At 57.8% G+C, this 14234-nt stretch carries 12 protein-coding genes; 5 read left to right on the top strand and 7 right to left on the bottom strand.

Features of this window, described 5'->3' with window-relative positions; genetic code table 11:
* Positions 1-69: 69 nt before the first annotated feature.
* A complete protein-coding gene (locus tag ACGJAX_RS08885) occupies positions 70-1344 on the top strand; it encodes an Hsp70 family protein (RefSeq protein WP_390958433.1) in 1275 nt (424 codons plus the stop codon).
* A 130-nt stretch (positions 1345-1474) separates the two neighbouring features.
* On the opposite strand, the gene ACGJAX_RS08880 is transcribed toward ACGJAX_RS08885, so the two are convergent.
* The 4 genes from ACGJAX_RS08880 to ACGJAX_RS08865 all read right to left on the bottom strand — a co-directional run bounded on the left by ACGJAX_RS08880 (position 1475) and on the right by ACGJAX_RS08865 (position 8434).
* A complete protein-coding gene (locus tag ACGJAX_RS08880) occupies positions 1475-2488 on the bottom strand; it encodes an AI-2E family transporter (protein ID WP_390958431.1) in 1014 nt (337 codons plus the stop codon).
* A gap of 232 nt (positions 2489-2720) precedes the next feature.
* Complete coding sequence (locus ACGJAX_RS08875; RefSeq protein WP_090328606.1) at positions 2721-3029, bottom strand: PsiF family protein; 309 nt, start codon at positions 3027-3029, stop codon at positions 2721-2723.
* Between the two features lie 90 nt (positions 3030-3119).
* Positions 3120-7547, bottom strand: a complete 4428-nt coding sequence (locus ACGJAX_RS08870) for a dermonecrotic toxin domain-containing protein (protein WP_390958429.1) — start codon at positions 7545-7547, stop codon at positions 3120-3122.
* Positions 7548-7651: 104 nt separating this feature from the next.
* Entirely contained in the window at positions 7652-8434 is a 783-nt protein-coding gene (locus tag ACGJAX_RS08865; protein WP_090328604.1) for a helix-turn-helix transcriptional regulator, read from the bottom strand.
* A gap of 95 nt (positions 8435-8529) precedes the next feature.
* On the opposite strand from ACGJAX_RS08865, the gene ACGJAX_RS08860 reads away from it, so the two are divergent.
* Entirely contained in the window at positions 8530-9417 is an 888-nt protein-coding gene (locus tag ACGJAX_RS08860) for an EamA family transporter (RefSeq protein WP_390959828.1), read from the top strand.
* A 74-nt stretch (positions 9418-9491) separates the two neighbouring features.
* Here the strand turns inward: ACGJAX_RS08860 and ACGJAX_RS08855 are convergent, their stop codons facing one another.
* The 3 genes from ACGJAX_RS08855 to ACGJAX_RS08845 all read right to left on the bottom strand — a co-directional run bounded on the left by ACGJAX_RS08855 (position 9492) and on the right by ACGJAX_RS08845 (position 11435).
* On the bottom strand, positions 9492-10382 hold the full coding sequence (locus tag ACGJAX_RS08855; RefSeq protein ID WP_090328600.1) for a triacylglycerol lipase: 891 nt from the start codon (positions 10380-10382) through the stop codon (positions 9492-9494).
* Positions 10383-10490: 108 nt separating this feature from the next.
* The gene (locus tag ACGJAX_RS08850) at positions 10491-10796 is read right to left on the bottom strand and encodes a multidrug efflux SMR transporter (protein ID WP_090328598.1); all 306 of its coding nucleotides are present in this window, start codon (positions 10794-10796) and stop codon (positions 10491-10493) included.
* Entirely contained in the window at positions 10797-11435 is a 639-nt protein-coding gene (locus tag ACGJAX_RS08845) for an FMN-dependent NADH-azoreductase (RefSeq protein WP_090328596.1), read from the bottom strand. It lies immediately after the preceding gene.
* Between the two features lie 110 nt (positions 11436-11545).
* Between ACGJAX_RS08845 and ACGJAX_RS08840 the strand changes: the two genes are divergently transcribed.
* The 3 genes from ACGJAX_RS08840 to ACGJAX_RS08830 all read left to right on the top strand — a co-directional run bounded on the left by ACGJAX_RS08840 (position 11546) and on the right by ACGJAX_RS08830 (position 14202).
* Positions 11546-12484, top strand: a complete 939-nt coding sequence (locus ACGJAX_RS08840) for a LysR substrate-binding domain-containing protein (RefSeq protein ID WP_390958426.1) — start codon at positions 11546-11548, stop codon at positions 12482-12484.
* 201 nt (positions 12485-12685) lie between these two features.
* Positions 12686-13456, top strand: a complete 771-nt coding sequence (locus tag ACGJAX_RS08835) for a hypothetical protein (protein WP_390958424.1) — start codon at positions 12686-12688, stop codon at positions 13454-13456.
* 62 nt (positions 13457-13518) lie between these two features.
* Positions 13519-14202 carry a hypothetical protein gene (locus ACGJAX_RS08830; protein ID WP_390958423.1) on the top strand — a complete coding sequence of 228 codons (684 nt, stop codon included), beginning with the start codon at positions 13519-13521 and terminating at the stop codon, positions 14200-14202.
* Positions 14203-14234 lie beyond the last annotated feature (32 nt).

Raw genomic sequence — 14234 nt, 5'->3', positions numbered from 1 at the left:
GTCGGCCTTCGATTCTGTGCCGCACTGACATACACTGCGCGGCCGTTTTTTAACCGGAACTTGAAAGACATGAAAAACGCATCTCCAGCCCGTGCCTGTGGCATCGACTTTGGCACGTCCAACTCCACCGTCGGCTGGCTCCGGCCCGGCATGGAAACGCTGATCGCGCTGGAGGACGACAAGATCACCCTGCCTTCGGTGGTCTTCTTCAACATGGAAGAACGCCGCCCGGTGTACGGCCGGCTGGCGCTGCACGAGTACCTGGAAGGCTATGAAGGCCGCCTGATGCGCTCGCTCAAGAGCCTGCTGGGTTCCAAGCTGATCAAGCACGACACCAGCGTGCTGGGCACAGCAATGCCGTTCAAGGACCTGCTCGGGCTGTTCATCGGGCAGTTGAAGAAGCGTGCCGAGGCTGCCGCTGGTCGGGAATTTGATGAAGTGGTGCTGGGTCGCCCGGTGTTCTTTGTCGATGACGATGAAATGGCCGACCAGGAAGCGGAAAACACCCTGGTGGACGTCGCCCGCGCCATCGGCTTCAAGGACGTGTCCTTCCAGTACGAACCGATCGCTGCGGCATTCGACTACGAGTCGACCATCGAAAAAGAAGAGTTGGTGCTGATTGTCGACATCGGCGGTGGTACGTCGGACTTCTCGCTGGTGCGCCTGTCCCCGGAACGTCGCAACCACGACAACCGTCACGACGACATCCTGGCCACCGGTGGCGTGCACATCGGCGGGACCGACTTCGACAAGCAACTGAGCCTGCAGGGCCTGATGCCACTGTTCGGCTACGGCAGCCGCATGAAAAGCGGCGCCTACATGCCCACCAGCCACCACATGAACCTGGCGACCTGGCACACCATCAACTCGGTGTACTCGCAAAAGTCGACCCTGGCGCTGGGCAGCATGCGGTACGACATCGAAGACACCGGCGGCATCGATCGCCTGTTCAAACTGATCGAACAACGTGCCGGACACTGGCTGGCCATGGAAGTGGAAGAAACCAAGATCCAGCTGACCCATGCCGACAGCCGCCACGTAGCCCTGGACCGCATCGAAGCCGGCCTGAGCGTGGAGCTGAGCCGTGCCCTGTTCGAGTCGGCCATCGAGAACTTGCTGGAGCGGGTGCGCGACAGCGTGACCCGATTGCTGGCGGATGCCGATGTGCGGGTCGATCAGGTGGACACCGTGTTCTTCACCGGCGGTTCGAGCGGGATTCCGGCTCTGCGCAACAGTGTTTCGGCGATGTTGCCGAAGGCGCGGCATGTGGAAGGGAACATCTTTGGCAGCATCGGCAGTGGTCTGGCGATCGAGGCTGCAAAACGCTACGGCTCGATGGGCTGATCCGACACCAAGTCGCCTCCATCGCTGGCAAGCCAGCGCCCACAGGTACAGCGCCGTTCTCGCGGCTACGCCATATCTGTGGGAGCTGGCTTGCCAGCGATGACGTCAGATCAGGCAATACATTTCCCGATCAAACCATCCCCACCTGCTTCAACTCGCTCTTCAGATACGCGTAATAAATCGGCCCTGCCACCACCCCCGGCAGGCCGAACGCGGCCTCGAACACCAGCATCGCCAGCAGCAACTCCCACGACTTGGCACTGATCTGCCCGCCGACGATGCGCGCGTTGAGGAAATATTCGAGCTTGTGGATAAAAATCAGATAACCCAGCGCCCCCACGGCCACCCAGATCGACAGCGACAAGCCGACGATGGTGATCAGGGTGTTTGACATCAGGTTGCCGATCACCGGCAGCAGCCCCAGCAGGAAAGTCAGCACGATCAGGGTTTTGGTCAGCGGCAGCTTGATGCCGAACAGCGGCAGGAGCACCGCCAGAAAAATCCCGGTAAAGAACGTATTGAGCAGGGAAATCTTGATCTGCGCGAACACGATGTTGCGGAACGCCTGAACCAGCAGATGCAGACGATCGAACAGCGCCGCGGCCAATGGTTTGCGCTTGGTCAGATCTGGAGCGCGCTGCAAGGCAATGATCGCGCCCAGTACCATTCCGATCAGCAGTGTCACAAACATGTGCGCGGCGTCTTTGCCCACCAGTTGTAACTCGCTGAGGTGTTTACTCATCCACTCGCCAATGGCCACTCGAAACTCGGCGGCGCTGGCCGGCAGGTAAGCATCGATGAACGGCGGCAGCTGTCCGCGAGCGCGGTCGACCACAAGCATGAATTTGTCGAGCGAAGCACCCGGGTTTTCCGCCTCGTGCAGCAGAAAACTGATGGCGCCGGCGAAAATCAGGCTCAGCACACTGACCACCAATGTCCCCAGCAAGGCCACGGCCAGCCAGCGTGCGCGTCGACCTTCGATCAATCGCTGCAACTGCGGGGTGAGCATGTTGACCAGTTCGAACACCAGCAACCCGGCCATCAGGCTGGGCAGCAACCGCAGCGGGAGCACCAGCAGCAGTCCGCCAAAAATAATGACCCAGCTGATGACCAGCAAAACATGACGCTGAGAAAACGTTGGCATACAGCCTCAAAACGAACGGCGTAAAAGGATGGGCAGTCTGCCAGCGATCCGGTGGCAGCACTAGGGATTGTGTGGGGCGACCTTGGTCTCAGGTTCAGGTTTTTTTGCAGTACCTTGCCCGTCCTCTTCGCGAGCTGGCTCCCACATTGAGTCCTGTGTGCTCAGTTCCATTGTGGGAGCGAGCCTGCTCGCGAAGAGGCCCTCACAGCTCCCCGCAATTTCAGCTGAGTGTTTATTTTTTCTTCAGGCAATCACTCATGAACGCCTTGCGCGCGTCACCCTTGAGGGCTTTGGCGGTTGCGTCGGCGTTGCAGGTTTTCATTTTCTCTTGCTGAGGGGTCAAGGCTTTGCCGGCATCGTTGGCCGCCGGCGCAGCCTTGAGGCAATTACTCATGAAGGCTTTGCGCTCATCGCCCTTGAGGTTTTTAGCGGTAGCGTCGGCATTGCAAGTGGTCATCTTGTTCTGTTGGTCAGTGGTGGCAAACCCTTGGGAACAGAGCAGCAAACCGATCATCAACAAAGGGACACGCAATATCTTCATGGAGTTATCTCCTTGTCGCCGCATCGAACGATGCGGCCTCCCCGAGGAGTGTAGTCAAGCCTGGTTACACCTTCCTCCAGTCATAAAGGATCATTGCGTCGGGGGTTCGATTGCGGGCTCTTCGGCCAACAAGTCCCTGAATGCCTGGTTATAGCCTTCCCACGACGAAATGCGTTTTTCGATCACGGAAACGGGCAATCGCTCGAACGACACCCCGACCTCCCCTGGCAGACTGTATTGCGTGCCCAACGCCTTCAAAGACGTGAACTGGGCGTAAGCCCCCGACTTGTACAATTTGTTGATTTTTATCTGCCGGAAGGTGTTGCTCTGCGAAACCTCCGGCAGCGCAGCCCGACCCGCCGGGACATCGTTGATAAAGGCGAATTCCGCGCTTGCCGGACCTGGCTCGAGGGTTTCAATGGGCGGCAGTTCGAACTGGAAATAGCCGTTGTCCGCCGTATGGGCGACAGGGAACTCCGGCCAGGAATCAGCAACGACCAGCTGCTTGAGATTGGTCAGGTCATCGCCGATCACCACGTACTGATGATCGAAGGCAGTGGCTTTGACGAGGTGGACCCGGGAGGTTCTCGGCTGGCTGGCCAACAGCGCAAAGGTCACCTTGGAGTTTTCCGAACAGTTACCCCCCTTGATTTCAATGGCTTTGCGCGCATGTTCGGCAATGGTCAAGCGTGCGGTGAATTCCCCTTCTTGCAGGTCCAGCCCTCGCAGCCCCTTGATTTTCGCGATCGCCGAGCCGCCGTTTTCCCAGATGCCCGGCAATTGGTTGCCCGAGAGAGGCAACAGTTCCCTGGCTCGATAGATGGCACGCTGTGCCTGGCGCAAATTGGCCATGACCTGGGGCGTCACTTCCGTTGGCTGAGCTGCCGTCGTGACGACTGATCGCACCTTGTCTGCATATTTTTCCAACTCGACCAGGCGCTCGCTGGACGTCGGAGTGTTGTCCCTCACAGCGCGTTGCAGCGTCTGATACGCCTCCAGGCGTCCGGTTTGCTCGAGATTGCGCGCGTGGGCACCCAGATTGCGCTCGGATTCCGTGAGCGCCACCAAACCATCCTCGGTGAACAGTCGCCCGATCAATGCGTCGTACTGTTCGGGCGACATCAGATTTTTAAGGTCAGGCAACACTTCGATGCTTTGTACTGTTCGCAGATTGGCCTCGGGGCCCTCCCCGTTCGCCTTGGAAAGGCCATGCCAGAGTGAGTCCCAGCAATCGAGGGACAAGCTGTCGTACATCAGCTTCAAGCCGCGCAGGTAGTCGTATCGTGCAATCGGAGGAACACTTGGATGGAATGCGCCGTTGACGAATTCCAGGCAGTCTTGCTCGACCTTTTGCAATTGCGCGAGTTCGCTCGCCTGCGTGGGGGCTCCCCCACGCAGGCGCATGATCGCCGGGTCGAAAGTCGGCGCTTTCAACTCCGGCAAATCGCCAAGAACACTTAACAGCCTGTAGGGTTTCAGGGCGTGCTGGCGCAATGCCGCTTTCAGGGCCGGGCCCTGGCCGATTTGAATCTGCAGCGCATTTCGCTCGGCATCGGGTAACGCCTGCAAGATCGAGGTAAACAAATCACCGCCTGAATGCAGGACATTGCCTCGCTCGTCACACGCCTGGAAAACCCCGTTGTCGCTCACCACAAGCGTTCGTCGAATCGCAGCGTCATCACGACCGATGCTGTCCAGTTTTTTCCCGTCGAAGCGGTAGTGACGCAGCTCAATCCTGACATCGGCATTCCAGCCAGGCAGGTTTTCCAGCGAGTGCAGCGCCAGGGCGTCGAAGTCCGGGTTGTCGACCGACTCCAGATAAAAGCCCTCGTACGCACGGCTGATTCGCACATCCCTGAGCGCCCAATGGGCGAAACCCTCAAGTCGTTCGGGAAGCCTGCGCAACTTGAGCGCCTGCAATTCCTCCGGACGCGCCAGCGCCACCAGCTCTTGTGCAACGACACCAGGCAATCCAGCGACCTGGTCCTGGATGAACCTCGCCTCGGCACTGACGGCGCGCCCGACGCTTCGGTAACGCCTGTCGAACAAAGACGCCTTGCGCTGTTCGGCCCGTTTCGCGAGCTGCCTCCTCAAACGCTCGGCATTCTGCATACGGCTGCCGACCGCTGCATCGGGTTCATCACCCAGCAGTTGCCGGGTCTGGGCATCATCGAGAAGCAACAGCAAGGCGTCGATAAGGTCGGTATCCGTCGCTTGATCCGCCGGGAAAGACACCGGCTCTTCACCGGCCCCGATGGCGTACAACACACGGCCATCGGCCCCCTTGAGCTCGATGGCTCTGCCGGGCCACAAACCGTCCAGCAGTTGAAACTGCCAGAGTGGATCGGCCTGCAGATAATCCTGTGCGCGAGCGCTGCCGATGTTTCGGATGAAGGTGTGGATATCCCGGTCGATGCTGAACCGGGTCACCGTATCGCTCAGCAAAGGGATTGCCCGTTCGTTATCGGCGTACATGCGTACAAGCGCACCGATATCCGCTCGGCTGACCGTGCGGATCTCACCGAGCCTGTCCGTCAAACCTTCTACCGACGGGCCGAGTCGCTTGATCAGCGTATCGGCATCCCAGGTATGGGGTTTCTCGCCCTCGATCACAAATGCGCCCGTGCCATTACTCTCCGCCACCGGCTGATAGGCCTCGGGGCGGGTCGGATGCTGAACGCGGTGCTTGCCGGTCCGCGAATCAACCTTGAGTTCGAAATGGCCGTCATCCAGAGGCAGAATCTGCCTGCCCTGGTGTTGATGCAGGCCGTAGAGGTCAGGTTTGGAGTCCGCCGCCAGACGCAGGTTCTGTTGCTGGTAGGGCCGCAGATTTTGCCCCCATAGCCGCTGCTCACCATTTCTCAGCGTCACGGGACGGGTCCCTTCAAGAAAGGACGACAACCGGGGTTTCACTACTTGGGTGGCAAGACCCCCTCCAACGGCAAGGGTGCCCAACTGAATGAGGTTTTCAGCGACGCCCAGCAGATGTTCTGCGGCTTCCACGTACTCGCCCTCGGCGAGCTCGACGACACCCTCCACGACCCCGTCAACCAGTTGATAGATGACGTACCCCAGCATGAGCTCACCCAGCACCGGCACAAATGGCGTGGCGACGAACAGGGCCACTTCCATGATGTCGGTGAGCATTTTTTCCAGGTTTTCTATCCAGGCCCATCGTGCGGCACTGTCCGCATCGGCGCTGGACACAGCCAGCGCACGCCCGTCAGAAAGGATCTTGTCCACCTGCCGCTGATAAAGATAAGACCAAAGGTCGCCGTCAAAGCGGTTGGCTGTATCGCTTTCGAACGACAGGGTGGTGAATCGCAGGTCCGGGCGTTCCACCCGGGTTTCGCGCCAGGCAGGCAAACTGGAGCCAGGCTGCGCACCGTGATAGGTGACTTGCCACAATTTCGCGTTGAGTGCGGCGAAAAAATGACCACGCTGCCCGTGGTCCACAAATCGACTGAAAAACGCCTGATAGTTTCGACGGGATGCAGGAGACGCCTGATCATTGCCCTGCAACTGGCGAGTCAGCTCCCGCACGAAGTCGACCGACGAGGCATACTCCTTCAGCGGATGCTCCGGATCGTGCGGTACATAGGCAATGACGCGTCGGACATTGGCACCGGGCGTGTCGATATCGGCGGCGATCAGCACAATCCCGGTCAGACGGGTGTCGAGCATGTTCAAATGATAGAAACGTGCAGGGGCGCCATCGAATATCAGGCCCTGCTTGCCCAGGACCATGTTCAATACCGTCAGGTACGCCTCGGCCCCGATGTCTTTTTTCATCAACGCCAGATGTGCTGCGGCTTTCATGGCGCTCTGCTGGCTGGCGATAATGTGCTTGCGCAGTAACGCCCGGGCAGTGGCTTCTTCGGGCATCAGATAACTTTGCAGATAGGTTTGGTACCGGGCGCCTATATCCAGCGTTCGGCACAACGCCTTGAACTGCTCGACCGTTATACCCAACTTTTTAATTTCAAAGCGGCCGACTTCGTCAGGCCTGGTGATAAAGGCAGAGTCGCCGGTAAATACTTCACTTTCGGCAAAGTTTTGCAGTGATGCATCAAGTAAAGAGACGGTTCGACTACTGACTCCCCCTGTGACGTTAATCGTCCATGGCGATGTTTTAGCCGGGTAATACAAGCGCAAAAAAGTTTCACGAACATCCAGCTTCAGACCGTACTGCTCATTGAGGGCACGGGTCAGCAATGGCTGGGCGAAGGACACCACATCTTGCAGTTTCCCAAGCATTTGATCGACCCGGCTCTGTGCCTGCCAACTGGCCTGCATGGCGTCTTTCGCGGCCAAATGCTCCAGGCAGGATGCCGTCTTGCTCCATTCGGGAAGCACTTTAGGGGCTGTGCGCAAATCGCCTATTCGCTGGAGAGAGGCACTGGTCACCCAGTCGGGAATAGCGCCTTTGATAAAAGTGGAATGAATACTTTCCCGGCGTTCAATATCGGGAATTTCCGGAACACGCTCGGAATTCAATAATAATTTTTTCACCATCATTACCCGCAAACTTATATAAAGAGCGCCGAAGCCTACAGCGCCTCAAACCTGCTCCTGTGCAGCTTGATTCGGATAATGCTGTATGAAACATCCCAATAAGTTGGTTAGAACATCTTGTTCCGCCGATAGTAATCGGGTGTACATCCCGCCTGGCGCTGAAACATCGCGATAAACGCCGAGCCTGTGCTGTATCCCAGATCGAAGGCGATCTCCTGAATGCTGCGGTGGCTGTCCAGCGCCTCAATCGCCGTCAGAAAGCGCAAGCGCTGGCGCCACTCACCGAAACTCATGCCCAGCTCGCGGACAAACTGCCGCGCCAGGGTGCGTTCGCTGACATGTATTTGCCCGGCCCAGTCCGCCAGTGGCCGGTTATCCCCGGGATCGGCTTGCAGCGCCTCGAGTATGCCCAGCAGCCCGGGACTGCTGGCGTAGGGCAAGTAGCACTCCTGCACCGGTGCCTGTTGCAACTGGTCCACCAGGACCTGGGCCAGGCGTTTGTCCGCTTCCCGCTCGGGGATCTTCACATCCCGGGCCGCGAAGTCCTTGAGGATCGCCTTGAGGATGTCGCTGATGGCCAGCGTGCAAGCCTGCCGGGGCAGATCGGCACAGACCGTCGGCGCCAGGCAAACGGCGCGGTAATTGATCGGCTGATGGCTGTAGAAACTGTGCTCGATTTGCGGCGGCACCCACACCGCGTATTGCGGCGGCGACATGAAACGGCTGCCGTCGACGTCCATGTGCAACACCCCGTGGGCCGCATACTCCAATGTGCCCCAAGGGTGACGGTGCGGCGCGGCGAATTCATGGGTATCGAAGTCGGCGTAACGGAAGTAGACCGCCGAAGGCAGTTCGCTGAAATCCAGCAGGTCGATGTGTTTACGGGTCATGCTGTCCGGATTCAGGGGCAGGTTGTCTGGATCGAAGTATAGGCTTGTATCCAGACAGAGGATAATTGCCCTCCATTAACGTTCTGGTTTACCCGATGCAATACGCTTATCCCCTGCTGGCCATCTTTATCTGGGCCGGCAATACCGTGATCACCAAAATGTCAGCCGGGGCGATCTTCCCCGCCGAGATCGGCTTTTACCGCTGGCTGCTGGCCGGCTTGCTGTTCACGCCCTTCATGCTCAAACCGGTGATCGCCCATTGGCCGGCGATTCGCCCGAACCTGGGCAAGATCTTTGTCCTCGGCGTGCTCGGCATGGCGGTTTACCAAAGCCTGGCGTATTTCGCCGCGAGCCTGACCTCGGCCACCAATATGGGCATCATCCTGTCGTTGATGCCCTTGATGTCACTGGCCATGGCAATCATCAGTCTGGGCCAGCGCTTGACCATCGGCGCACTGGCCGGTGCGGTGCTGTCGTTTGCCGGGGTGTTGGTGGTCGTCTCGTCCGGCAGCCTGGAGGTACTGCTCGAACATGGCGTGAACCTGGGTGACGCCATGATGCTGATCGCCACCCTGGCCTACGCGATTTACAGCACGCTGCTGAAAAAATGGCAGCTGCGTTTGCCGCCCTTGGTGCTGCTGTACTTGCAGGTGCTGGTCGCGGTGGTGGTGCTGTTTCCGCTGTTTCTCGCCTCCCCGAAAGTCGGCCTGACCCTGCAGAACATTCCATTGGTGCTGTACGCCTGCCTGCTGGCTTCGATGGTTGCACCTCTGGCGTGGATGCAGGCCGTGGTGCGCCTGGGACCGAGCCGGACCACGTTGTTTTTCAATTTGCTGCCGCTGATCACCGCGCTCATTGCGGCGGTGGTGCTGCATGAGCAGTTGGCGCTGTATCACTTGGTGGGCGGCCTGTTGACCTTGGGTGGGGTGATTCTGTCCGAGCGGTGGACCACGGTGCTGGGGCGCAAGACAAGCGTTGCCTGATCTGGCCTCATCGCGGGCAAGCCACGCTCCCACAGGGATCGTGCCATGTGGTCCGAGATAAACAAGAACGCGGTCTAAAGCCCTGCCGCGTTCAACCGTGCCGCATGTTCGACAAACAACCGGATCGGTTCGGCCTCCTTGCCCACCCATCCCCAAGGCTGATTGACGATGTCGAAATGATTCAGCGGAAACTCGTCGCCAATCACCATTCCCAGGTGCGAGCTGTAACGCCCGACCATCCCGTCGCAATACCCGGATTCGCGAACGAAGGTTTTGGCGAACAACCGGCAACTGCGATGGGTGCCATCAAGCGGATTGCGTCCCCGGTCGGTCTTGCCCGGTTGCAAGGTCCCGGACCAGGAGTAATAACGCACGCCGTTGACCTCTTCCGGTCCGTGCCCACCCCAGAATTCGGGCAGGCCTTGTGGATAACGTTGATTGAACAACGCCACGCCTGCGCTGGTGAGTGAATGATGGGACGCATGGATATCCACCGGCAGCTTCGGCCCGCGATAGCCGGTTTCGAGCAGGCTCATCAGCGCCGCGATCCAACGGAGCAGGCCGCTGAGCATGCGCCCTCTGACGCTGTCATGGGGATAGTGTTCGTGCAGATAGTCCGCCAGCTCCGAGCCATGATTCGGCCCTGCCACCGACGTCACTGAAGCAACCCGGTCAGGGCGCTTGGCGGCGGCGTACCGGGCGGTCAGCGAGCCCTGGCTATGACCGATCAGGTTGACCTTCTCGGCCCCTGTCTCGCGCAGGATCTCTTCGATCCGCGCCAGGAGTTGCTCACCACGCACTTCGCTGGAGTGCAGCGGCGAGACCTGCACCGCAATCACCACCGCCCCACCCTGACGCAGCGCGGAAATGATCCCGTGCCAATAGGGGTAGAGCAGCAACCGGACAAACCCGAGCATTCCCGGTACCAGCACCAGCGGGTAGCGCGGGGCAGAATCGTGCGACATGGGCGGACATCCTGATGATCAGTGAGCTGATGCAAGGCGCAAAGCAAAAAACTCGCCTAGCATCGCCAGCAAAGATGACAACTCATGCACCAGTTTATGCCATCCAGCCTACTTCAGCCCCACCACCCCGGCGACGATCAGCCCGACCGACAGCACTTTGAGCAGAGTCAGGCTTTCGCCCAACAGCGCAAACCCGAGAAACACCGTGCCCAATGACCCGATGGCGGTCCAGATCGGGTAAGCGATGCTCACCGGCAACTCGCGCATGGCCAGGGTCAGGAAATAGATCCCGCCCACCGCCGCCACGACGGTCACCAGCGACGGCCAAGGCCGGGTGAAGCCCTCGGCGTACTTCATGCCCATGGCAAAGGTCACTTCAAACCCGGCCGCGATCAGCAACCACAGCCAGGCCATCTAGAACGACCTGACCAGCGCCAGTAGGCGCTGTTCAGCCTCGGCGGCGGACACTGCGAAAGAGCGTGCTTCAGACTCTTCCCCTTCGGCGGCGACCACCGTGACGTCGGTAATACCGATAAATCCCAGCACCGTGCGCAGCAAGGTATCGGCATGGTTCATGGAGGCCAGCTCGCCGTCCGGGCCAAAACCGAACCCGCCGCGACTGGTGATGATCAGCGCCTTTTTGCCCTGCACCAGGGGTTCGTATTGGGCTACGCCGTTATCCAGCGAGTGATTGAACGTCAGGCCAAGGCGCACGATCTGGTCGATCCAGGCTTTCAAGCCGCTGGGCACGCTGAAGTTGTGCATCGGCGTGGAGATCACCAGCACATCGTGGCCCAGCAATTCGCCGACCAGTTCATCGCTGAGTGCCAGGTCCGCCTGCATCGACAAGGGGCGCGCTTCAGGCTCGGGGTAAAACGCGGCGGCCACGAAGGCTTCACTGACGGGAGGAATAAACGCCCGCCCGACTTCGCGGCGAGTCAGGTGCCACTGTGGATTTCGCGCCTGCAAGGCCGATAGAAATACCTCGGCCAGGCGCCGGGAGTGAGAACGCTCGCCACGGGGACTGGCATGAACCGCAAGAATTTTACTCATCTGAATATCCTCCAGGACTAAACTCAAACTGCTTACAGCTCTGAGCTTGAAGCTTGTAGCTGTCCCTCTTCAAATGAGCAAAAATCAGTTTGGTTGAATCCATTTCATCCATGGAGTACACAATGTTCGCTACGTTACCGCTGACGGCCCTGCGGGCCTTTGAGTCCGCCTCACGCCTGCTTAGCTTCAAGGCCGCCGCTGAAGAACTCTCGGTGACGCCAACCGCGGTATCGCATCAAATCCGCTCGCTGGAAACCTGGCTCGGCGTGCCGTTGTTCGAACGCCTGCCGCGGCAGGTGCGCCTGACCGAATGCGGCGAACGGCTGTTCCGCAGCTTGCACGGCGCACTGCTGGACGTGGCGCAAAGCATCGATACGCTACGCCCGCAACGCAGCGGCAGCAGCCTGACGATTTCCACCACCGCCGCCTTTGCCGCCCTGTGGCTGGTGCCGCGCCTGGGACGCTTTTATGCGCGACACCCGAACATCAGCCTGCGCCTGGACACCCATTGCGAAGTCATCGATTTGCATCAGGACGCCAGCGTCGATCTGGTGCTGCGTTACAGCCTGGCTGATTATCCGAACCTGTATGGGCTGTGCCTGTTCGACGAGTCCTTCGGCGTCTATGGCTCTCCCGAACAAGTGGCACTGGCCGCCCACCGCACGCCGACGCTGATCAGCGTGCGCTGGCACAACTCCCGACTCTATGCCCATGGCTGGGAAGCATGGTGTGCGCAGTCTGGCGAAACCTGGCTGGCCGGCCAGCCGACCATGCGCGAATACGACGAAGAGCATTACGCCCTGCAAGCGGCAATTGCCGGGCAAGGCCTGGTACTGGCGAGCAATATCCTGGTGTCCGAGAGCGTGGCCAGCGGGTTGCTGGTGGCTTATCGGGGGGAGGTTCAAGTGGATGGCGCTGGTTACAGCGCCTTGTGCGTGCCGGGACGCGAGCGGCATCCACCGGTGCGGGCATTTTTTGCGTGGTTGGAGGAAGAGGCATCATTGTCGGGACTATTGCCAAGATCACCGGCCTCCCCAGCGTCTATTTGAATGACGTGACTCGGACATGCTAAAAACTTTATAACTAACAACGAAAGCCTTAATACGCAGAAAACTTTAAAGCTCCAACCTACCAACTACCGACAATCTAATTTAAAGTTACAAACCGCACATAGACATTTTACAGCATGGTCTTATTCTAACACTCACAGCCACTTGGCTGTTTTAATAAACAAGTAAAGGACTACTTACATGCATATTGAAGAACGGCTTGAATTCATTGATTCCCTGGCACCTCTGCCGATTAAACCCACACCAAGAATCGGCGCATTTTCAACTGCTATTGAAACACCACCTCACGACCCCGCCAAAGCGGCCGCTACTGTTTTGCCGAACACTATCGACGTGTACATGCCCGGAACGCCTCAACAGATCATAGATGATGTCGATCTTTGCAAACTGATTATGCAGAACGACGCCACAAAACTGTACCCCGCCGAGTCACAGCTATCTGAATGGTACGAACATTACGTTAAGGGCCTTAGCATCCTTGGCTGGAGTATTTCAAACAAAAGCTTTCAAGAAGTCACCATCGAGCGAACTGGCCTGACAATCGATCAGGTAGCCCTGGATATTGCAAAGGGGTTAATCGGCGCCGATGCCGCTCAAACACTCGCAAGAGTCGGGAAGCTGGCTGTAGAAACGCTGCTAAAAAGTCCCGGCGCGATCGACATATTTGAAAAGGACAAAAAACTCGGTGTACAGACAAAGTTCGACATCGCGCCTGTCTGGGTTGACGAAAGCGGTAAAGCCAACATGATTCTGAATTGTATTTCCCTGGACGCACGTGAATCTAAAACTGGCATACTTCTCTGGAAATCCACTAAAAAGTCCACCACCGTTAAAACCGGCGCTGTACGCATTGACCTGAACAATAAAACTTTTTCGGATATCCGCGGAGCACTTCGTGACAAATACAAAACAAATGCCGAAAAATTTATCGCAAGCCTGGGTGATTTTTAATCACTTAAACCAACCAAAAAGTTAAAATCCAATTTTCATAATAACTCAGCGCAGGCTCAATGATGAGCAACCCTATATTTGATGTTTATCTGGTTAACGGTAACATTACAATTTTCTGCGGCGCGCATAGCGAAAGCTTCAAGAATGACATTCTTGATTCCAGCCTATTCGCTACACTCGAGACTGCGAAGCAAAGTAAAGCTCAAGAATTGTCATGGTCGACCTACACCGATTACCTGGGAAAGTTCGGCTGGCTACTTAACAGCCGAAGTACCCAAATGCTTGGATTCTGCAACAACAATCTTTTGGAGGTCGTGGAGCAAGGCATGGGCAGCGACTTGCCAAAAGCTGAACAGCAAGCAATCGCCGATGCCTTTTCGGCGCTGACCAGGCTTGAGAATGAGTCATGCGCCGTTAAAGCATTCATCAAGAAGCTTCAGCAAAATGCTACGGCCTCCACGGACTCGAGCGCATCGATTTCAACGGCGACTCTGCTGACGATTGTTTACAGCGACAAAACCCTGATGAGCCTGCAGATTGCATTCGAGACCAGTCCCCCACTCGAAATGGACATACTGGATAAACCTCGGTTAATCAGCATTGATAACGGAGAGAACAACTTCAGATTAATGCGCAGTTCACTGAATGAACGCCAGTACACCGAATTCAGAGCGATAATCCGGAAAAAGCTCGGCCAGAAAATTGAAACCGAACTGTTTCACATACCCCTGCCAACCGACGAGTAATTTCAAACAAGCTGCAAATCTGACCGCTCTCG

Origin of the sequence: Pseudomonas moorei (assembly GCF_042846945.1) — a bacterium.
GTDB lineage: Bacteria > Pseudomonadota > Gammaproteobacteria > Pseudomonadales > Pseudomonadaceae > Aquipseudomonas > Aquipseudomonas moorei.
The sequence above is the reverse complement of the archived record's forward strand: the minus strand, read 5'-3'. Positions and strand labels throughout refer to the sequence as shown.

Excerpts from the sequence above, each read along its gene's own strand:
- ACGJAX_RS08870 (WP_390958429.1), bottom strand. The coding sequence starts at position 7,547 with ATGATGGTGAAAAAATTATTATTGAATTCCGAGCGTGTTCCGGAAATT.
- ACGJAX_RS08855 (WP_090328600.1), bottom strand. The coding sequence starts at position 10,382 with ATGTCGCACGATTCTGCCCCGCGCTACCCGCTGGTGCTGGTACCGGGA.
- ACGJAX_RS08845 (WP_090328596.1), bottom strand. The coding sequence starts at position 11,435 with ATGAGTAAAATTCTTGCGGTTCATGCCAGTCCCCGTGGCGAGCGTTCT.
- ACGJAX_RS08880 (WP_390958431.1), bottom strand. The coding sequence starts at position 2,488 with ATGCCAACGTTTTCTCAGCGTCATGTTTTGCTGGTCATCAGCTGGGTC.
- ACGJAX_RS08860 (WP_390959828.1), top strand. The coding sequence starts at position 8,530 with ATGCAATACGCTTATCCCCTGCTGGCCATCTTTATCTGGGCCGGCAAT.
- ACGJAX_RS08835 (WP_390958424.1), top strand. The coding sequence starts at position 12,686 with ATGCATATTGAAGAACGGCTTGAATTCATTGATTCCCTGGCACCTCTG.
- ACGJAX_RS08840 (WP_390958426.1), top strand. The coding sequence starts at position 11,546 with ATGGAGTACACAATGTTCGCTACGTTACCGCTGACGGCCCTGCGGGCC.
- ACGJAX_RS08850 (WP_090328598.1), bottom strand. The coding sequence starts at position 10,796 with ATGGCCTGGCTGTGGTTGCTGATCGCGGCCGGGTTTGAAGTGACCTTT.
- ACGJAX_RS08885 (WP_390958433.1), top strand. The coding sequence starts at position 70 with ATGAAAAACGCATCTCCAGCCCGTGCCTGTGGCATCGACTTTGGCACG.
- ACGJAX_RS08865 (WP_090328604.1), bottom strand. The coding sequence starts at position 8,434 with ATGACCCGTAAACACATCGACCTGCTGGATTTCAGCGAACTGCCTTCG.
- ACGJAX_RS08830 (WP_390958423.1), top strand. The coding sequence starts at position 13,519 with ATGAGCAACCCTATATTTGATGTTTATCTGGTTAACGGTAACATTACA.
- ACGJAX_RS08875 (WP_090328606.1), bottom strand. The coding sequence starts at position 3,029 with ATGAAGATATTGCGTGTCCCTTTGTTGATGATCGGTTTGCTGCTCTGT.